The following is a 20,069-nucleotide window of genomic DNA, read 5'->3' as shown; positions in this document are numbered from 1 at the left end:
TTTGCTTATTTTTCAAAGGGAAGAAACTTGCTTCGCCGCCAAGGACGGCGTTAGCCGTTTCTTCTTGCTATAGGTATAGGGGTTGCTGCTTAGGAAATTGCTGTTTCCTCTACGATAACTTTAACGAATTCAATGCTGCGATCTTCAGGCCCTTTAACAGGCAGGCCTACCTCGACATGATCGATGATATAGTCGATATTCGTCTGGGAAATGACTTCTCCTGGCAATAAAATAGGAATACCCGGCGGATATACATAAATAAATTCGGCAATAATTCGTCCTGCCGATTCTTTGAAAGGTACAACTTCAGTTTCTGCATAAAAAGCATCACGCGGTGTGAGTGAAAGCTGCGGGATTTCTGGGATTTTGACGACAAGCTCATTGGCTTCATTCACTTCATGATGCGTTTCGACAAGATGGCGAAGTCCGCTAAGTAAAGCTTCAATATTATCAAGGGTATCACCTGGTGTTACAAGGGCGAGAATGTTATACATATCGCTCATTTCGATTTCGATATTGCCATGATCTCGCAGCCAGTTTTCTGTCTCGTATCCCGTTAGCCCGAGATGACGAACATGAACGCTTAGCTTAGTCGGATCGTAATCGTAGGTCGCTTCGCCACCTAGAATTTCTTCGCCAAAGCAATATAGGCCCGGCATTTTGTTAATCTCATCCCGCGCATATTGGGCAAGCTCAATCGCTTTCTCAGCGATAGCATGACCATTCAAAGCCAAATTACGACGAGATGTATCCAGTGAAGCTAGCAAAATATAAGAAGTCGATGTGGTGGTCAGCATACTAAGAATCGTCTTAACGCGCTGAGGATTAATGCGACCCTCACGGACATTCAACACGGAGCTTTGTGTCATGGAGCCTCCAAGCTTGTGTACGCTGGTTGCCGCCATATCAGCACCTGCTTGCATCGCAGACACAGGCAGCTTCTCGTGAAAATGAATAAGAACGCCATGCGCCTCATCGACGAGTACAGGTACATCGTAGCTGTGAACCAAATCTACGATCTCCTTCAAATCGGCACAAATGCCGTAGTAGGTCGGATTTATGACTAAGACTGCCTTCGCATCATGATGGCGATCAAGGGCACGCTTCACCGAGCTTAGCGTAATCCCATGATCGATCCCAAGGTTAGCGTCACGTGCTGGCGAGATAAATACAGGCCGGGCACCGGCAAAGATAATGGCTGACATAATCGATTTATGCACATTACGCGGAACGATGATTTTGTCACCAGGAGAACATACGCTAAGAATCATTGTCATAATGGCACCGCTTGTCCCTTGAACGGAGAAAAAGGTATAGTCGGCACCGTATGCATCCGCTGCGAGCTGCTGAGCTTCTTCTATGACTCCAGTGGGCTGATGCAAATCATCAAGCGGTGCGATATTAATAAGATCGATTGAAAATGTGTTATCGCCGATGAACGCTCGGAATTCAGGGTCGCTGCCCAGTCCTTTTTTATGTCCAGGAATATGAAATTGAACGGGGTTATTAGCCGCATGATTGCGCAATGCGCTAAACAGCGGGGTCCGGGTATGATCCATGTCTTTATCCCAGCCTCTCATGTTAAAGTTCGTACAAACAAGGTTGAGTATAGCAAAATTAGGGGGGATTGCAAGTGACATTTTTGTTGACAATAAGTGAATAACAGATCGTAGCGGGTGAAGGCCTACTATTTCATCTTAATTATAGGAAGAATAATGACATGATAATAGCTGTGAGAGGAGAGCGACTATGAAGATTGCTAAAGGCTGGGCTGGGAAAAAGGTGCTTACATCGCCTTTTGTCATCCAACTGCTCATTATTATGTACCTTGTTGAGTTTGTGAAGGGAGCTTTGCTCGTATCGATTCTGCCTGTCTATATGGGTCAAATGCTTGGTTTGTCCGTCTATGCAATTGGTTGGGCACTGGCTCTACAATATATTGGCGATAATGCCTTTCGCAGTCCGCTAGGCTGGATCATAGATCGGTTCGGATATCGCTATGTCATGCTGTTTGGCGTTATCCTCACGTTCGCGGCTGTTTCTATTGTTGCGTTAACCAATAGTCTCGGATGGATCATACTCGCTTGCTTGCTTCTGGGCATTGGTACGTCACCATTATGGCCATGCGTAATTACAGGCGCAACAGCGGTTGCTGGCAGTGCAGCGAGCGGGACGATTATGAGTGTGGTCTATATGTCATGGCTGCTTGGCGTAGGCTGCGGACCCATCGTTATTAATTTTTTTATTGTGAATACCTATGCACCAGCTTTCCGATTGCTGATAGGGATGATGATTGTCGTCGTAATCGTAGCTTTGTTCCTTCCAGGCAAACGCAAGTCGCTTGAGATTGAAGGAAGAGACCTACCAACTGTAGATGCTGAAGCTGAGCATTTGGAGGGGATGACGCTTGGTGAAAAGGCTCGTCGGTATTTTGCCAAAGTCCGCAGCTCCCTACATGCTAGTCGGCTGCTGTACCCCGCGATGTTTTTGCAGAATTTCGCTCTGGGATTATTGACGCCAGTACTTACGCTTTATGCAAGAACAGTGCTTCATTTAACACCACAGCAGTATAGTCTTTACTTAATTGCAGGTGGGGCGGTAACCGTACTCTTCCTTATTCCAGTTGGGAAATGGGTAGATCGTTTCGGTACCAGATGGTTTCTGCATGTTGGATTCCTCACGGCGGCGATTGCCCTTCCTATATTGGGTTATAGTCGTTATTTGCCCTACGTTCTCGTAGTCGTCATGTTTGTTGGCATCGGATATGCCTGTATTATTCCAGCCTGGAATGCGCTCATTGCAAAGGCCATCCCAAAATCAGAACGCGGCGCGGTATGGGGGTTTTTCCTTACGATAGAAGGGTTAGGTATGGTATTTGGAAGCATAATGTCTGGCAAGCTCTGGGATAGTATGGGACCACATGCACCTTTCTTCGTAAGTGGAGCTGTGTTATTGATCTTGTTTGTTCTTCATTTGTTCATAACAAGACATCCAAAAGTTGTGGTACGATGAAGGGGTGGAGGGAATAAACAGATGAAGGACAAGCGGCTTTTAATTGTCATGGTTATGCTTATGACAACATTTATTGGGTTTGGCATTATTATTCCGGTTTTACCGGAGCTTATTAAAGAAGCCAGCCCAGGTTCCGTAGAGTTTCATACGGGTATGATGCTTTCAATTTATTCAGCGGTTTCCTTTTTATTATCGCCCTTCTGGGGTGGTCTGTCCGATAAAGTCGGAAGACGTCCCGTTATACTCATCGGGGTATTAGGCTTTGCCGCTAGTTTTCTTCTCTTCGGCATTGCAGATGGAAGCTTGTCGATTATGTATGCTTCACGTGTATTAGGCGGTTTGTTCTCTGGTGCCGTGACCTCGGTCATCGTGGCCTATGTTGCAGATATTACTCCGCCTGAACAGCGGACACGTGGTATGGGTCTGGTAGGCATGTCGATTGGTCTTGGTTTCACCATTGGTCCGGGTGTCGGAGGACTGCTCAGCTTAGTATCGCAAAATACACCGTTCTTTGCAGCTGCAGCACTTGCTTTAATTACATTTTTGCTTGCCGTTACGAAGTTGACGGAATCGCTCCCACCGGAGCAGCGTCGTGCTTCGAATGAGAAACAGCCATCACGCTTTAGTGCTTTTACGGGATCGGTCAAATATTTGTACGTTTTGGCTTTGTTTGTTTCTTTGTCGTTATCAGGCTTGGAGGCGACACTTCAGCTCTTCGGAATGAAGAGATTCGATGTCACCCCGCTTCAAGTAGGTATCATGTTCTTGGTGTGTGGACTTGTAGGAGCACTGATTCAAGGCGGTGTCGTTCGTCGTCTTATTCGAAAAGGCGAAGAACCCAAGTTTATCGCCATTGGACTTGTTATCTCAGCAATTGGTTTCTTACTGATCGTTACTGCGCATTCTTTGTTGACAGCTACCATTTACTTAGCGATATTCGGTATCGGCAACGCGCTTATTCGTCCTTGCGTAACCTCGCTGATCACCCAGAAGACTACAGTTAGACAAGGTGTAGCTTCGGGATTAAGTTCATCAATGGACAGCTTAGGTCGTATTATCGGACCACTTACTGGAGCATTGCTATTCAGCATTAATTTGCAGCTGCCTTATGTGGCAGGCGGCGTACTCTCGCTCGCAGCACTATTGCTGCTCTTCCGATTCCGTTCTGCGGACAAGAAGATGGGGAAACAAACGACCTCGGCATAACATACAACTAGAATGGACCATACAGAACATACAGCAGCCGATTTCTTTCATTCGCTACAAGCGATGAAGGGATCGGCTTTTTTTATTATAACGAGGATTACACCGATATATATAAGTTGAACTTGAGATATAACAAGTGATCGGAGCAGATGGATGATTCTGGAGAAGCGTCAGCGTTCGCCTTTGAGACCGGATTTCCCCCTTATCAGGGGACAAAATAAGAAATCCGGGCTCAACAGCGATCGGAAGAACATTCCATCTGTGCAGCGGTCCATTGTTCGTTTCTTAAGTTCAACTTATATAGAAGCCAAATAGAAGATTTGAGAGAGGGTGGATGAGGGTGGTCATTGTATGGGTGGAGGATGAAGTTAAGCTGCTGGACGAATGTAAGTTTTTTTTGGAACAGGAAGGATTTCAGGTTGTTGGGGCAATGTCTTATGATGAAGCGATTCAACGAATTAAAGACACAAAGCCTGAACTTCTCATTGTCGATTGGATGCTTCCAGGCGTAGGAAATGGACTTGATCTATGCAAAATCAATGAGCGGGAGTGGAAGCTTCCGATCATAATGGTTACCGCTAAGAGTGATGAATTTGATAAGGTGCTAGCCTTGGAGCTTGGAGCCGATGATTACATTCAGAAGCCCTTTGGATTGCGCGAGCTAAGCGCTCGAATCAAAGCGGTTATGAGAAGATCCCGGCGGTCGACTGGTCAATCACAGGCTGTGACCGAACAAGCGGAAGGAACGATTAACAGAGGCAGACTTGTAATCAGGCCGGATAGTTTTTCTGTAAAGAAGAATGATCTTCCCGTTGAGCTGACACGAACAGAGTTCTTGCTGCTATGGAAGCTCGCGGCACATCCAGGCCGCGTATATACACGTTCTCATTTGCTGGAAGAAGCACTGGGAAATGCTTATCTCGGCTTTGAGAGAACGATAGATTCTCATATTCGTAATTTGCGCCACAAAATTGAGGATAACCAAGCCGAGCCGGAATATATACTTACTGTATATGGGGTCGGGTACAAATTTAACGAGGAGGCTATATCTTAATGGGAAAGAGGAATCCCCTTAGGATGTGGCTGCTAGCCACCATAACCGCATTTATCACAGTTGCAGCTGTTCTCCTATGCGGCTGGCTCACAATGATCCATTCGGATCAAACTGAAAGACAGCGCCTATTACTCTATTGGAGCAGCTACGCCGCTCAGTTTGCTGAATCCCATAGCGGATGGGAAGGGGTGGACAAGCAGCTGGCTGCTGATGGACCTTATTATCCAGAACAAGAGTTAATTGACGTAGCGATTCTGGATGCTAAGGGGCAGCTAGTAGCAAGTTACGGGCTTGGGGAAGAGCGATTACAGAATCACGCTTCAAGCTCCAAGAAGCAATTCAAAACGATCATTGTGAATGGTAAGAATGTAGGCAAGGTTATTACCGGATCCCATCAAGAGCATTGGCCGAAGCTAACGATTTGGTTGCTTTCATTAGCGGCCGGTCTGGTGGTGTTTGCGATCGTTCTTGTATGGATGAATCTCATGATGGGTCGCTTGAACAGATCGCTTGCAAGATTAGTGAACCAAGCTCATTCTTTGCTCCCCAAGAGACAAGAGGATCATTCCGCTTGGGCTGCGTACTCAGATCAACACGATGACTGGTTAGTTACAGCATCGGATGCGCTTACAGCTGTACAAGCATACATCGATCGCCTGGAAACGGTCCGCAGGACAATGGTTGCTGATGTAGCGCATGAACTGCGGACTCCGCTTGCGATCTTACGAACGACGCTGGAGAATGCACTCTTCACAGAAACTATTCTTCCGCCTAGCAAAATATCAGCGCTGCATTCTGAAACGATCCGAGTCTCCAAGCTAGTCTATGACCTGCAAGAGCTTGCTTTGGCAGAATCAGGCCATTTGCTGTTGGAGAAAAAATGGTTCTCGCTCTCGGAGTTAAGTCTTGCTGTTATAGAGGCCATCGCTGTGGATGCGGAAGAAAAGGGACTCTCGATTCAGTTCAAAACAGAGCTTGATATTCGCATTCATGCAGATGAGAATCGGCTTCGTCAGCTGGTCGTTAATTTATTGGGTAATGCGCTTCGTCATGCCAGAACGAAGGTTACACTCACGGTAGGATTGTCGCAGGAAGGGGCTTTTCTGATGATTGCTGATGATGGAATCGGTATTGAAGAAGAGGATATTCCACGTTTATTTGAGAGATTCTATCGGGCGCAATCTGGACTATCTCTTCACGAAACGACAAGTGCTGCAGGACTAGGGCTTGGTCTTGCCATAGTTAAGCAATACGCTCAGGCACACGGAGGCCGGGTAACCGCTCAGAGCAGCTGGGGAGAGGGAGCTTCCTTTACCGTCCTTCTTCCGGTTATGTCAGAAGGACGATCTGCATAAGTTCTGCATATTTTTTCGATAGAGTCTGCATATGAACTTGCTAGGATAGAGGCGTAGTCGTAGGAGAAGGGGAGAGATACGCCGAGATGATACGTATGAACGGATTGAGTAAAACATTTGGTGTCGGTCAGGCAAAGACAAGGGCACTTAAGCAGATTAGCATGGAAATCTCAGCAGGTGAAACTGTTTCTATAACAGGACCATCGGGCTGCGGGAAAACGACGCTGCTGCATCTCTTGGCAGGAATAGAGCGCATGGATGAAGGGGAAGTGTGGATTGGAGAGACAGCGATCCACATGCTTGATGAGGACGAGTTATCCAAACTACGACTGGAGAAGATGGGGTTTGTATTCCAGTCGTATCATCTCATACCCGTGCTTCGGGCATGGGAGAATGTGGCACTACCGATTATTGCCAGGGGAATGAATCGTAAGGAAGCACGAGAGAAGGCAGTAGAAGCGCTTAAGCTGGTGGGGCTTGCCGAGCGGGCTGAACGGTATCCAAGTGAGCTGTCTGGCGGGCAAAATCAGAGGGTTGCCATTGCTAGAGCGATTATTGGCGAGCCTAAGATCTTATGGGCAGATGAGCCGACAGGTGCTCTAGATACAGGTACGGCCGATCAAATAATTGGTTTACTCGAGATGTTAAACAGTCACTACGGGACGACATTAGTTATTGTCACTCATGATTCACATATTGCTGCAAGGATGAATCGGACTATCCGGATGCAGGAAGGTCGCATTATTCATGATGGGAGCACATCTCTATGATAGCGTCCGGTCTCATATGGTCGATGGCATGGGGGAATATCAAGCGTCAATGGCGCCAAACCCTTCTTACGGTGGCTGCAGGTACAATTGGTGCCATGCTCATCGCGGTCTCAGTAATCAATTTTGTATCCGTTAAGAATAGCAGTGATCAATGGATTGCAGCTCACTATGGTCCGATAGACTGGGCTTTGACCTCCACTGTATCAGGCGCAACCTCCCTAACCGATTTGGAAGTTCAAGAGACTGTGAAACCCTATTTAGAAAATAAGGTTCCGGTTCGATTCTTGCCGATTATTAATAGCGACACGGTGGTAATGTATACGTTAGATGAACAAGGCAAGATTGGTCATAGTCAGAATGGGCTTCAGCTCATTGGGTTTAATTCGGATGAAGCGATTAAGTTCGATGCAGCTAATTCCCAATTATGGTCCAGCGGGCTGCTTGACAACGAGATCATTGTGGATCAAGAAACGGCTTCATCTTTAGTGATTGAACGAGGAGATACGATCTTTCTATCTGGTTCGACTGGTGCCAGACTGCCCTTCAAGGTAAAAGAAATTGCGCAAGAAAATGGCTTGACGGGTTACCAAGGCATAGCGGGTATTTCAACCGGTACAGTTATCGTGAATGAGTCAACAAGCCGTACTTTAACAGGACTTACTAGCGGATATCACGCTGTCCTTGCAGGTCGTAACGACTTATCCATGCCAATTGCAGGATTTACTACGTTTCCTGATCATCCTATTAAGTTGAATTTACTCAAAAATGACGCAATGAATAAAACCAAGCAATTGAATCTATCCCTCTTTCTATCGATGATAAGCGCAGTTGCGATTGTATCCAGCGCAATGTTGATGCGTCAGGTCCTCATTATGATCGCAGAAGCACGTTGGGAGCTCTATGGGCTATTACGAGCAATTGGTTTATCGCGAGGTCATATCCGCAGCATGTTTACTGCGGAAGCTTTACTGCTTTCCCTGCTTAGTGCCGGAATTGGAACACTGCTTGGTGCAGTCGGTGGCTATGTGCTCGTTCATGAGTTTTACGGGAGGTATTCAGGTGAGCTGGCTAGGATGAGCGGCATACATCTAACTTTAACGCCGCATGTTACGGCAGGCTCGTTATTGTTTATTTTTGGAACGGTGACTCTCTTCTTGGGATTAATAGCTGTGTGGGCGGCAGGTAAAGCAGGCCGTCTGAGAATTATGGATGCGCTTCGGGGAGTTCCTCTTGGTAAACCGATGAAATCGACGAAGAGGAAAGTCGGTTTTTTAGTGTTGAGTTTGAGCATGGCTATCGTTCTAGCTGTACATTTGAGCGAGGCGTTCATTGTGAAAATGGACTTAAACAATGATTCGGTTCTACTCATCTTATTGTTCTGGCTTGGGGGATGCTTGAGTGCTGTTTACTTCATGCTGATGCTAGTATCTGCTGGTTCTGGTTTCATTGGTGGGATACTGCGTCTCCTGCGATTGCCGAATAGCTCTCTGCTGCTAGCGGTCAAATATCCGAAGCAATATCCAGGTAGAACCTATACGATTGCGCTGCTGTTTGCGCTCGTCATGATGGTGATTACATTTACAGCCTGTATGGGTAGTGTAATCCTGAATGCGAATGATGTTGATAAGACGAATCAAACGGCATTCGGGTTCGGTGGGTATGCAGGTTATCAAACGATTGCGGAACGGGATAAAATACTGTCTCTCATTCAATCCGATGAGGTCATTAAAAGTGGCGTAAAGGCTGTGACAACAGTTGAGCCATTCATGCTGTTGACCAGTAAGGAGTGGTCGCAAGCTATCATTCCCGTTACTCAGGAGCTGATCGATGGGGATGGATTACAGCTTCTCAAGCGTGCTCCTAAATTCAAAAGCGACAAGGAGGTATGGAAAGCAGTGAGTAACGATCCTTCTTTCCTTGTATTGCCAGCCGAGTATGCGGATAATCGCAAGGGAAGCAATTGGGCAAGTCCGGAAAAGGAAGTTAAGGTCGGTGAAACGATTACACTTCCTCTATATGAAAGTAAAATGAGAACGATGAATGAGCAATGGACGCCACTTGCCCAAAAGACCTTTACGATAGCTGGGATTGCGAAACGAAATACGGCAAACAAATTGAATATTAACTTCTACTCGGCAACCTATGTGAATCCCGCCATATATGAAGAGCTCAAACCATATGGATACAAATGGCCTAATCAGTTGGAGCTAGGATTCGTACTGATGAAATTCAATTATAAGGACGTCAATATCGTACAGCAGCTAGAGGATCGGATGAGGATCGGAGATGTTTTGACCTTCCACGCTCCTTATGCGGATAACTCGGCGGAGCAGCTTATTAACCGACAAATATTTCTTGGGTTTCTTGGATTCACGGCTTTCTCGGCGCTAATTGGATTGCTCGGATTAGCGGTTGTTCAATTTAGAGCAGTCCGAGAGAGGGGCAAGGCGATTGCCATGATGCGCTGCGTCGGCTTGCCTAGCAGACATATTGCCTGGATGTTCATCTTGGAAGGCTCCATCATAGGTACAGCAGGGCTCATGACGGGCTGGGCAATAGGGTCTTCTGGAGCAAAGGTGTTCATCCAAACAATTAGTCAGGATGTTAGATCAGGTGAGCAGCCGATTCCATTTGATTATCCAATCGAAATCCTATTGCCAGTCATTCTGGGTTTGTTAGTTTCCGCGGTGCTTATTAACTTAGGTCCTGCCCGCTCCGCTCTGAAACAAGCACCAGCCGATGCGCTCCGGGCATCGGATGAATAATAGACGCTCTGGGTCATCTGTTTAACGATGGACCTGAGCCGCCAGGGCTGCACTATCGCATGAACTCCGCCTCATTGCGATTCGTCCCTACTGAGGATTTGGAGCGGGAAAGGTACAGCCGGTAAGCCGGTATAAGTAGTTTTTTGGCGATTAAAACAGAGAATCACCTGCTCATGAGGACAGCTGCTAAGTGCGGCGTTCACATAAGCAGGTGATTTTTACATCCGTTCATGATCTATGAGATTCCTAAACCGCGCATGATGAAAGCTATCGTTTCCTCTCGTTCCCGATCATCATCCCAATCGGCGTCTGGTCGTTCACCATAGAAGCTTCTAACCAGCACATAACCGATTATCGTAGATACGGTTAGCCGTACGATTGTGGTTGTGGGAAGCTCTATGAGTTTGCCTTGTGCTTGGAATTTAGCAACCAATTTGCTGAGCCTCTCCAATACTTTGGCCAATACATCTCTTTGAAAGCTTGCTTGGAGCTCGGGATGAAAAGGGATTTCTTGAACAAGTATTTTCAAGATGCTCTTGTGCTTCTTTAAGAATTCGATCCGATTCTCAATCATCGACCGAATGAGCTGGTCATAGCTTTCATATTCCGTATCCAATACTTTATTAAACCCACGCAGCACGAATGGGGCGATGAGCTTCGTCATGGCTGGGGCGACAATAGCAAGTAATAAGTCCTTCTTCGTCTTGTAATGACGGAAAATAGTTCCTTCAGCTACACCGGCTCGCTGTGCAATTTCACTGGTAGATGAAGCAGAGTACCCTTTTTCCGCAAAAAGCGCGATAGCAGATTGCAGGATTTTGGTCTGCTTTTCGGTCATTTTATCCCCGGCTGTATCCAGCTTCAGCAGATCTTCCATCCACTGCTCAATAGACTCTTCCATGATGTCCTCCTACAAGTATGCATGAACTCGATCATAGCATAGCCCTACTATTTTGTTAAATCGCTCTGTGCTTGCGCAGCGCCAGTATATTCAGCATGACGAATACGGCGGAGAAACCAAGTAGAACATAGATATTGGTTTGAATATCGCTCCATCCTTCACCACGGATCATAATGGCTCGAAGGGCGTCAGCTCCGTAATAGAGAGGCATGATATGACCCAGCTTCTGAAGCCAAGGATTCATGGCATCCAAATTGAATAATCCAGAGAAGAACACCTGTGGCACAATAACTAACGGAATAAATTGAATGATTTGAAATTCATTGTTCGCAAATGAAGATAAGAGAGTTCCTAATGTAAGTGCAGTAAGTGAAAGGAGAAGGTTCATTAGAAGCACGAGCCATATTGAACCGTCCATGTAAAGGCCAAGAACATGAACAGAGAACCAGGCAATAAGAGCAGCTTGAAGCAGAGTGAAAAGACCGAATCCGGATAAATAACCAAACACGACTTCAGATCGACGAATCGGAGTTGTCAGTAACCTCTCCAGTGTACCGCTCGTTCGCTCACGCAGGAAGGAAACGCCAGCGAGCATGAAGACGAAGAAGAAAGAGAAGAAGCCGATCAGTACAGGACCGAATGAATCAAAGGATGTCATGTCCGCGTTTCCATGAAAATAGGTGATGGTTGGTTCAACGAAAGTTGGTTGGATGCTCAGAGTACGTTGGAGCAGCATAAGAACCATTTTATTAGTTGCTGGATCACTGCCCTCTAGCATAATAGCTGGTTTATCGTTCTTAAGCATCAAGATGGCATCCAAATCTCTATTCTTTATCGCCTTCTGAGCGGATTCGATGTCATTAAAGGAAGTTAGTTGAGCCTCTGTTTGTTGCAATCTTTCCACAATTACCTGAGGTACATGAACGATGCCGATCTGCGGCTCCACAGTGTTACCATTAAAAACAAATTTCATTAATCCAAGAATGAGCAGCGGTGCGAGGAACAGTAGAGCAAGCGTTCGTTTGTCTCGTATGAATTGTATAATAATCCGAATAGCAAGCGCGCGTATTCTCATGCTCTCATACCTCCGCCCAGAACGATAAATGCCTCTTCTAACGTAGAGCTATCACTGCTTTGCTTAAGCTCTTCGGGTGTACCGATAGCTATCATCTTTCCATCACGAAGCAGTCCAAGACGATCACATTTCTCAGCTTCATCCATCACATGTGTAGTGAGAATAATGGTCGTACCTCGTTCGCGCAGCAGCTTAAGCTCCTTCCAAATCGATTGGCGAAGCACGGGATCGATGCCAACAGTCGGCTCGTCAAGCACCAACAACTCTGGTTCGTGAAGCAAGGCGATTGCAAGGGATAAACGGCGTTTCATTCCTCCTGAATAGGCAGCAACCGGTTTGTTCAAATGCTCCAATAGATGAACGATCTCCATCGCTTCTTGGATGCGTTTATTCCGCTGCTGTCCTCGGAGACCATAGAGAGAGGCAAAGAATATTAGATTTTCTTTAGCTGTCAATTCATTATATAGCGCATCGGATTGAGCCATATATCCGAATCGTTGGAGCATAGATAGCTTTGGCATGAGCTCGCCAAGCATATGGACAGTGCCATGGTTGGCTTTATCAATACCGGTAATGAGCTTGATAAGTGTTGTTTTCCCAGAGCCGGAAGGGCCGAGAAGGCCGAACAATTCACCTCGTTCGACGCGCAGTGTTATATCGTCAAGAACAATTGTGGTGCCGAATTGACGGACGAGGCTATGAAGCGCCACAACAGGTAAGTCCTGCTCTAAAGGCAAAGATGCAGCTGCTGACTTGGACAAGGCTGACATCATGAACCAACTCCCTCATAATTTGTGAGTAATTACTCATCTATATAATATTCTACAATCGCAAACACGTAAAGTGAGTAATCACTCATTTACATTTAAATCTACAGACGTATAAGCTCCTCCGTCTTAGGTCGGGGAAAAAGACTGGTCTGTAGACGTTTTTAGGGAGACTGAGGAACAGGTAAACTTTAGCAAGGAGTTAAGAGAAGAACATTATTGTGAGGGGAGCTTGAAGTAGAATGCAAAGGTTAACGAAGTGGGCATTTAATAACAAAGCGGCGATGAAACTTATCGTGCTAATGGCGTTGGTAATGGGGGTACTTAGCTATTGGCGATTACCGATGGAGTTCCTCCCTGAAGCTGACAACCCGATGGTTACCATCGCTGCTATCGGGCCTGGTTATGATGCCAAGTCCATGGAAACACAAGTGACATCGAAGCTAGAGGATGCCGTTCAGTTCGTGAAGGGTAAGAGCAGTATGACTTCTTCTTCAGGAAATGGATTCTCCACTATTAATCTAGCATTTGATTCGAAGACGAATATGAAGGACGCAAAAGCAGAGGTTGAAGCTGCCGTTGCAGGTGTTGGACTTCCTGAACGAGTGATGAAGCCATTCGTCGTTCAGTTCAACACCTCGATGATTCCAATCTCGTGGGTATCGATCGGGCTCGATGGAATGAGTGATGCTGACCGCGAGAAAGCAGAGAAAAACATCATCAATGAATTTAAGAAAATCGATGGCGCCGGTAATGTATCGCTGGGCGGGAAAGTCATTCCAAGCGTGCTTATCGTACCTGATAACAAGAAGCTAGCAGACAAAGGCGTACCTTTTCAGGCGTTAATGGGCGTTCTACAGGGTCGTGGCACAGCCTCCTCTATTGGGGAGAAAACGATTGATGGCGCGACAGGCAACATTAGTGTAAATGCTTCAATTAATGATTTGGACACACTTCGCAAGCTGCCTGTTGCTAAGGGCGTCACTCTGGGTGATATTGCCGAAGTGAAAATGGATAATAAAGCAGAGAGTATCAGCAGCATCGGCGGGAAGAACGTACTGATGCTGACGATATCTAAGACAGCCAATGCAAATGCAGTGACGGTTGGTGATAAAGTCGCCAGCACGGTGGAGAAGATAAACAAAGAAGTGAAGGGTGCCGACGCAAAGGTATTGCTAAGTACAGCGGATCAAGTCGTGCATTCGGTCAATTCAATGCTTCGTGAGGTGCTCCTAGGTGCACTGTTCGCTACGATTGTTATTCTCTTGTTCATGCGAAACTTCCGAGCAACCATCGTCACGATTGTTTCTATACCCTTATCGCTAGGTATCACGCTCTATCTGCTTAGCCTATCGGGTGTAACGTTGAACATTATTACATTAGGCGGTGTGGCAGTTGCTGTCGGACGTTTGGTAGATGACAGTATCGTCGTTATCGAGAACATCTATCGCCGCTTGCAGAAGGAAACCTTTTCCGTTCAACTTATTATTGATGCCACAAAGGAAGTAGCAACAGCAATTACTTCTTCAACGCTTGTAACGGTGGCAGTATTCCTGCCAATGGGCTTATTGAGGGGCTCTCTGCAATCGTTCTTACTGCCATTTGCTTTGACGGTAGCCTATTCGTTGATCGCCTCCTTACTCGTGGCTCTTACCGTTGTTCCGCTGCTGAGTGCTGTGCTTCTGCGAGGCACGAAAATGAAGGAGCATGAAGGTTCTAAACGATTTGCTAGCTTCCTGACTTGGAATTTGAAGCATAAATGGGTACCAATTATTATCTCCCTTGTTCTTCTGATTGGGTCAATCGGTGCTTACATGTCTATGCCAAAAGGAGCTATCGACTCCTCGAGTGCTAGTAATTTGAGCGTTACGCTGGAATATCCAAGTGAGACACCGCATGAGAAGGTTATTGAAGAAGGCCGTAAGCTGGAAACGTATATCAATAGTCGCAAAGATATCGACTGGGTGCTAATGTCCAATGGTAACAGTTCCGATAATGCGAAGTATGGAGAAGTTTCCTCACCAACATTGGTCTCATATATGGTTGATATGAAGGAAGGCGCAGATGCCGATAAATTAATAGCTGACCTCAAAGCGCAGCGTCCAAGCTACAAAGGAGCAGAGCTAAACGCTAGCGCATCGAGCATGATGGGCGGAGGTGGCTCGACCCAAATCATTGTAGATGTAACAGGGGATAACCCAGAGTTGATTGCCAAAGGCGCCGAGCAAGTTATGGCAGCAATCAAACCGATTAAAGACGTTATTAAAGTGAAATCGAACCAAGAGGAGAAGAAGCCAGTCTATACCTTTGATCTTGACCCGGTAAAAGCGAAGGGGCAGGAAGTAGCTATGCAGCTGCAGGGCTTGCTTAATCCAGTTCCAATCGGCTCGATTACAATCGATAATCGGGAGACGAACGTTATTTTGCAGCCATCGGTAAATCCGTTGACAGAAGCGGATTTGAATAAGCTTACCATTCTAACAGATAACGGCCCAGCTGCAGTATCTTCGGTAGCTAAGCTTGTGAAAAGTGAGCAATCAAGTGCTTTCTTCCATAAGGACGGCAAGCTCTATATCCGAGTATCGGCCGATATTGAGCCAAGCCAGTTATCCTTAGTCGGCAAAGAAATCAGCGAAAAGGTAACGGCATTGAAAGCTCCAACTGGCACGGAATTCACGGTTGGTGGTGCTTCAGCGGATCAATCAGCTGATTTCGCAGATCTAGGTATCATTATGCTGATTGCGATCGGTATTGTGTATCTGATTATGGTTATCACATTCAAAACGCTGCGCGGTCCACTTGCCATCATGTGTTCACTGCCGCTTGCTGCAATCGGTGCCATCGTAGCCCTGCTTATCACAGGGATAACGCCAGACTTTACGGCGGTATTCGGAGCATTGATGCTTATCGGAATTGTTGTGACGAACGCGATCGTTCTCATCGATCGAGTGAAGCAGAACGAAGAGCATATGACGATCCGCGAATCGCTAGTCGAGGCGGCAACCACTCGGATGCGTCCGATCTTAATGACTGCTGTTGCTACGATCTGTGCGATGCTGCCGCTCATATTCGGCTCATCAGAAAGCGGCAGTATCGTCTCCCAGAGCTTGGCGATTGTCGTCATTGGGGGACTGGCAGCAGCAACGATACTCACATTGATTATCGTCCCTTGTATCTATGAGCTATTCTTCTTCCGCAAGTCCTATCGTCAGCGGCTTGCAGTTGGTGGAAAGGTAGAAAAAGCAGCTTAAACGGCCTAAACGGTCTAAACGGTCTAAACGGCCGCAAGCTATAAGCCCCGCTTCCTTCAAGGCGGTTCATATAAAATAGCAGGATGGTATCGCTGTTCATAGGCGATATCATCCTGTTTTATTTTTTTTGAAAGTGTGTTCTTTCGCATTCATTTTATGTTATTATCTATAAACAGGAGATGATCTGATGAATTTTCAAACGTTGAAACGTAATCAGCTAGTGGATGAGGTTGTTGTTCAGTTACAGAAGAAGATCTCGAGCGGAGATCTTAAATTGGGTGACAAAATTCCTACAGAGCCTGAGCTGATGGAGCAATTCGGTGTGGGAAGGTCTACGATTCGTGAGGCTGTGCGTGTACTTGTCCATGCAGGTATGCTGGAGAAGAAGCAGGGCTATGGTACTTTTCTCACAGCGAGTTCTACGATTCAAGAGCCTCTTGATAGCAGATTGCGCCGTGCAGAATTGCTGGAGGTTTATGAAGTGAGGCGGATGCTGGAGCTGGAGATCGCCAAGCTTGCAGCTGAGCGGCGTGATGAAGACGATTTGAAACAGATGCGAATTTTTCTGGATAATCGGTTGCAAGCACAGAAGCAGCGGGATATGACGGGCTTTTTAACGGAGGATATTAAGTTTCATCTCGCAATCGCAATTGCTAGTAAGAATACGGTGGTTACTGACTTGTATCGGACCTTCACATCCGTTCTTCAGGATGCGTTACATAAGTTGGTTAGTGATACGGAAGTCCACAATCCCCATGATGAGATTCACGAGAACTTGTATCAAGCAATAGTAGAGAAGAATGCAGAGACAGCGATGTATTGGACCCTCCAGAATTTGGATGGTACGGTTAAAGCTATTAAAAAAGCGCTTGAATAAAAATTTTATCTTTAAACGTCAGATGATATGATGTTTACTAACATGAAGAGGTGATCAGATGAGTCAATCAAATTCAATTCGTACGCAGCAAATAACGGTATTTTCTGTTCTCTATGCAATAAGCTTGGTTCATTTATTGAACGATACGATTCAATCAGTCGTTCCTGCCATTTTCCCGATTATTCGCACATCGCTTAACCTTTCCTTTGGGCAGATTGGTTTGATCGCCTTAGCAATGAATCTTACGGCTTCGTTATTCCAGCCTTTTATCGGTTTCTACACGGATAAACGTCCGCTACCCTACATGCTGCCGATTGGCGTCCTTTTCACACTTACTGGTGTTGTTTTCCTCGCTTTGGCTGGCTCGTTCTCAGCAATGATTGTCGCCGTTATATTAATAGGCTTGGGGTCATCCATACTTCACCCGGAGTCCTCGCGTGTTGCTTATTTGGCAGCTGGGCCTCGCAGAGGATTAGCGCAATCGATTTTTCAGGTAGGAGGCAATATCGGTTCGTCATTGGGGCCGATATTAACGGCTTTGATATTCGTTCCACTCGGCCAGTATGGCGTCATTTGGTTCACATTCGCTGCTGCAGGAGCTTTTATCGTTCAGATGTTTGTAGCAAAATGGTATAAGACACACATCGCGAATAGACCGAAGGCGAGTCGTACAATTCGAGCAGCCAAACCTTTGTCACGTAAAATGATCACTTATTCGATGGTGATCTTGATCATGATGCTGTTCTCCAAATTCGTTTATCTGGCGAGTATGACGGGGTATTATGCATTCTTCTTAATGGATCACTTTAAGTTATCCAATGGACGTGCGCAGCTGTTTATTTTTGCCTTATTGGCAGCAGGGACAGTTGGAACCTTCATGGGCGGACCGATTGCCGATCGTTTCGGTCGGCGGAATACAATTTGGTTCTCCATTCTGGGAACAGCGCCATTCTCTATTCTGCTGCCTTATGCGAATGAGTTTTTCTCGGCGGTGCTTTGCATATGTGTCGGATTCATCCTCCATATTGGGTTCTCTGTCATTGTCGTTTATGCCCAGGAGCTGCTGCCCGGTAAAGTAGGGACGGTTTCGGGATTATTCTTCGGGGTTGCTTTTGGATTAGGTGGAATCGGGTCGGCTATCCTAGGCAGTTTAGCAGATTCAATGGGCATTTCCTTTATCATTCAGATCTGTGCATTCTTGCCGCTGATTGGTTTGCTTGCCGCACTCCTGCCAACAGACAGTAAGCTGAATGCAGCTGCGGCAATAGAGACGACCGCTTAATTGCGTGTTTATATGGAAAAAGGGCAGGTGAAAGTCATCCCAAGTGGTGACGTTCATTTGCCCTTTTATTTTTACTAGAAAGACATCTTATATAATGGAAGTACAGTCCGGAAGGTTTCTTTTACTTTCTCAACAAACGCATCGCCATCGAGCAGCAGCGGATCATTCCGGTCGATAATAATTCCGCATAGCGCCTCAGATGCTTTGACGGTACGAAGTCGCTCAAGCAGCTTAATGAGACCCTCATGTCCAAGATCACCTTGCTTATCTCCGCCAGGTACCATGTGATCGCCTGACCAGACATAGTGAGCAGGGATATGTTTCTCAATCTCGTCGAGCTGTTTAAGTGCATGCTCAGCGAATACAGATTTCTTATCCGATTCGTAAATAATGGCGAATTGAACGAATAGATGGGAGCCAAATAAGCCAATTTGGAAATGCGGGTGAGCCTTGTATCCACGCTTGCTAGGTGCAAATGCGACCCAAGTGTCATTGGGCGGATTAACCTTTCGCCTAGCATGCTTGGCTACATGGGCAAACATCGGTTCACCGCAGAGATCGGTTAATACCGGTGCAAGCAGAGTCCCCAGCTCATTAAGCTTGGGACGGATCCGATCAATCAGAACACTCATGCGAGCCTCTAATCCAGGTACAGCGAATACATCAAAATCATCTGCGTTAAAACCGGAAAACATATCGATTTGCTGGCTTATTTCTTTTGTTTGAGTTTGTTGAAGGGTCATGGCGGTTATTGTTCCTTTCTCATTCATGCTGATTTTCGCAAAATATAGAATCTTATCTATATGGTTAAATAGAAGATGGCGATTTGTGTACGATCACGCAGCTCTAGCTTACCGAGAATGACAGAGATGTAATTCTTGATTGTGCCTTCACTCAAGTATAGCAAAGATGCAATTTCTTTATTTGATTTACCTTTCGCAATTAAATCGACCACCTGCTGCTCTACCTGTGTCAGCCCAAGAGCAGTCATTTGTCCAGCACGAAGGAACAGCAGCGCAAGCAGAATATAAAACATAAACAATCCTTGCGAATCGACCTGCTCTGTAAGAATGGTAACGCTCGCAGGAACAAGTATGAGTAGATGTCTCATTCCATTAAGCAGCAGCGACATTGCTAAGCCTCCGGCTTTCATTCAGTTTTATTATTATAGCATAAATGGTAGAAGACGGACGCTGGGCATAAGTGAACGAAGAACGAAAATGGCTTTAGTCATGAAACGCCAAGCTTCCTTTGAATATATAGATGGAATGAATTTGCATTACCCTTCCAAATCAGGTAGAGTCTACTCTAGCTGTGTGCGTGGTCTTCAAAGCCCTTTTCAAGAGAAAAAGGGGTAGATTACGATTCACACATGGATTCGAATCGATGTTGGGAGAGATAGGGATTATGTTTTGGCAGCAAATGTGGTTTCTCACGAATATGGTGTTTGTCGCTATGCTGATTGTGTTATTATTCGTGCATCGTGCAGTAACCTTGGCTCGTTTGCAGAAGGATGCAGAACGTATCAAACGATCAGTGCGAGTACGAACAATTATTGGAATTATAGTTGTACTAGCTTTTATTGCCATGGCAGTATTTTTCCTAATCAATATGAGAGTAAACCGATAATAATTGTGTCCAATTCATGTCTATTTCCAAATGTCCGCAACTTTTCCAACATCCGATACGTTTAAGGTGACGTGAGAAGTAGCAGAAAACCTCATTGAATAGGCTTTGCAAAAGCAAAGCAGCAG

At 45.9% G+C, this 20,069-nt stretch carries 15 protein-coding genes and 2 pseudogenes; 11 read left to right on the top strand and 6 right to left on the bottom strand.

Annotated elements, in window-relative coordinates; translation table 11 throughout:
• Positions 1–89: 89 nt before the first annotated feature.
• Positions 90–1,559, bottom strand: coding sequence for an aminotransferase class I/II-fold pyridoxal phosphate-dependent enzyme (locus tag EKN16_RS12250; protein WP_125657207.1), 1,470 nt, complete (start codon positions 1,557–1,559; stop codon positions 90–92).
• Between the two features lie 190 nt (positions 1,560–1,749).
• On the opposite strand from EKN16_RS12250, the gene EKN16_RS12245 reads away from it, so the two are divergent.
• The 7 genes and pseudogenes from EKN16_RS12245 to EKN16_RS12215 form a co-directional block, all read left to right on the top strand.
• Positions 1,750–3,012, top strand: a complete 1,263-nt coding sequence (locus EKN16_RS12245) for an MFS transporter (protein ID WP_125657204.1) — start codon at positions 1,750–1,752, stop codon at positions 3,010–3,012.
• A 21-nt stretch (positions 3,013–3,033) separates the two neighbouring features.
• A complete protein-coding gene (locus tag EKN16_RS12240; RefSeq protein WP_125657201.1) occupies positions 3,034–4,218 on the top strand; it encodes an MFS transporter in 1,185 nt (394 codons plus the stop codon).
• A 334-nt stretch (positions 4,219–4,552) separates the two neighbouring features.
• Positions 4,553–5,272 carry a response regulator transcription factor gene (locus tag EKN16_RS12235; protein ID WP_197719130.1) on the top strand — a complete coding sequence of 240 codons (720 nt, stop codon included), beginning with the start codon at positions 4,553–4,555 and terminating at the stop codon, positions 5,270–5,272.
• Positions 5,272–6,627 (top strand): sensor histidine kinase, encoded by a 1,356-nt coding sequence (locus EKN16_RS12230; protein WP_125657199.1) that lies wholly within the window; start codon positions 5,272–5,274, stop codon positions 6,625–6,627. The genes EKN16_RS12235 and EKN16_RS12230 overlap by 1 nt, the downstream gene beginning before the upstream one ends.
• Before the next feature lie 86 nt (positions 6,628–6,713).
• Entirely contained in the window at positions 6,714–7,397 is a 684-nt protein-coding gene (locus tag EKN16_RS12225) for an ABC transporter ATP-binding protein (RefSeq protein ID WP_125657196.1), read from the top strand.
• The gene (locus tag EKN16_RS12220; RefSeq protein WP_125657193.1) at positions 7,394–10,162 is read left to right on the top strand and encodes an ABC transporter permease; all 2,769 of its coding nucleotides are present in this window, start codon (positions 7,394–7,396) and stop codon (positions 10,160–10,162) included. Before EKN16_RS12225 ends, EKN16_RS12220 begins: the two co-directional genes overlap by 4 nt.
• A gap of 8 nt (positions 10,163–10,170) precedes the next feature.
• Positions 10,171–10,287: pseudogene (locus EKN16_RS12215) on the top strand (peptide-methionine (R)-S-oxide reductase); the annotation flags it as partial.
• A gap of 110 nt (positions 10,288–10,397) precedes the next feature.
• Here EKN16_RS12215 and EKN16_RS12210 read toward each other — a convergent pair.
• From EKN16_RS12210 to EKN16_RS12200, 3 genes are read right to left on the bottom strand one after another with little or no spacing between them, the layout of a single operon-like run.
• Entirely contained in the window at positions 10,398–11,063 is a 666-nt protein-coding gene (locus tag EKN16_RS12210) for a TetR/AcrR family transcriptional regulator (protein ID WP_125657190.1), read from the bottom strand.
• A 55-nt stretch (positions 11,064–11,118) separates the two neighbouring features.
• Positions 11,119–12,138 carry an ABC transporter permease gene (locus tag EKN16_RS12205; protein ID WP_125657187.1) on the bottom strand — a complete coding sequence of 340 codons (1,020 nt, stop codon included), beginning with the start codon at positions 12,136–12,138 and terminating at the stop codon, positions 11,119–11,121.
• A complete protein-coding gene (locus tag EKN16_RS12200; RefSeq protein WP_125666171.1) occupies positions 12,135–12,908 on the bottom strand; it encodes an ABC transporter ATP-binding protein in 774 nt (257 codons plus the stop codon). Before EKN16_RS12200 ends, EKN16_RS12205 begins: the two co-directional genes overlap by 4 nt.
• A 239-nt stretch (positions 12,909–13,147) precedes the next feature.
• On the opposite strand from EKN16_RS12200, the gene EKN16_RS12195 reads away from it, so the two are divergent.
• The 3 genes from EKN16_RS12195 to EKN16_RS12185 all read left to right on the top strand — a co-directional run bounded on the left by EKN16_RS12195 (position 13,148) and on the right by EKN16_RS12185 (position 18,315).
• Complete coding sequence (locus tag EKN16_RS12195; protein WP_125657184.1) at positions 13,148–16,156, top strand: efflux RND transporter permease subunit; 3,009 nt, start codon at positions 13,148–13,150, stop codon at positions 16,154–16,156.
• Between the two features lie 187 nt (positions 16,157–16,343).
• Complete coding sequence (locus EKN16_RS12190; protein WP_125657181.1) at positions 16,344–17,033, top strand: FadR/GntR family transcriptional regulator; 690 nt, start codon at positions 16,344–16,346, stop codon at positions 17,031–17,033.
• A gap of 58 nt (positions 17,034–17,091) precedes the next feature.
• On the top strand, positions 17,092–18,315 hold the full coding sequence (locus tag EKN16_RS12185; RefSeq protein ID WP_125657178.1) for an MFS transporter: 1,224 nt from the start codon (positions 17,092–17,094) through the stop codon (positions 18,313–18,315).
• Positions 18,316–18,389: 74 nt separating this feature from the next.
• On the opposite strand, the gene EKN16_RS12180 is transcribed toward EKN16_RS12185, so the two are convergent.
• Together EKN16_RS12180 and EKN16_RS32970 are read right to left on the bottom strand one after the other, a co-directional pair.
• Positions 18,390–19,010, bottom strand: a complete 621-nt coding sequence (locus EKN16_RS12180) for a YktB family protein (protein WP_232016523.1) — start codon at positions 19,008–19,010, stop codon at positions 18,390–18,392.
• Between the two features lie 104 nt (positions 19,011–19,114).
• Positions 19,115–19,297 (bottom strand): annotated as a pseudogene (locus EKN16_RS32970) (response regulator transcription factor); the annotation flags it as partial.
• Positions 19,298–19,722: 425 nt separating this feature from the next.
• On the opposite strand from EKN16_RS32970, the gene EKN16_RS12170 reads away from it, so the two are divergent.
• Entirely contained in the window at positions 19,723–19,944 is a 222-nt protein-coding gene (locus EKN16_RS12170; RefSeq protein WP_125657169.1) for a hypothetical protein, read from the top strand.
• Positions 19,945–20,069 lie beyond the last annotated feature (125 nt).

Source organism: Paenibacillus baekrokdamisoli (assembly GCF_003945345.1).
Lineage (GTDB): Bacteria > Bacillota > Bacilli > Paenibacillales > Paenibacillaceae > Paenibacillus_Z > Paenibacillus_Z baekrokdamisoli.
This window is presented reverse-complemented; position numbering and strand designations above follow the sequence as displayed.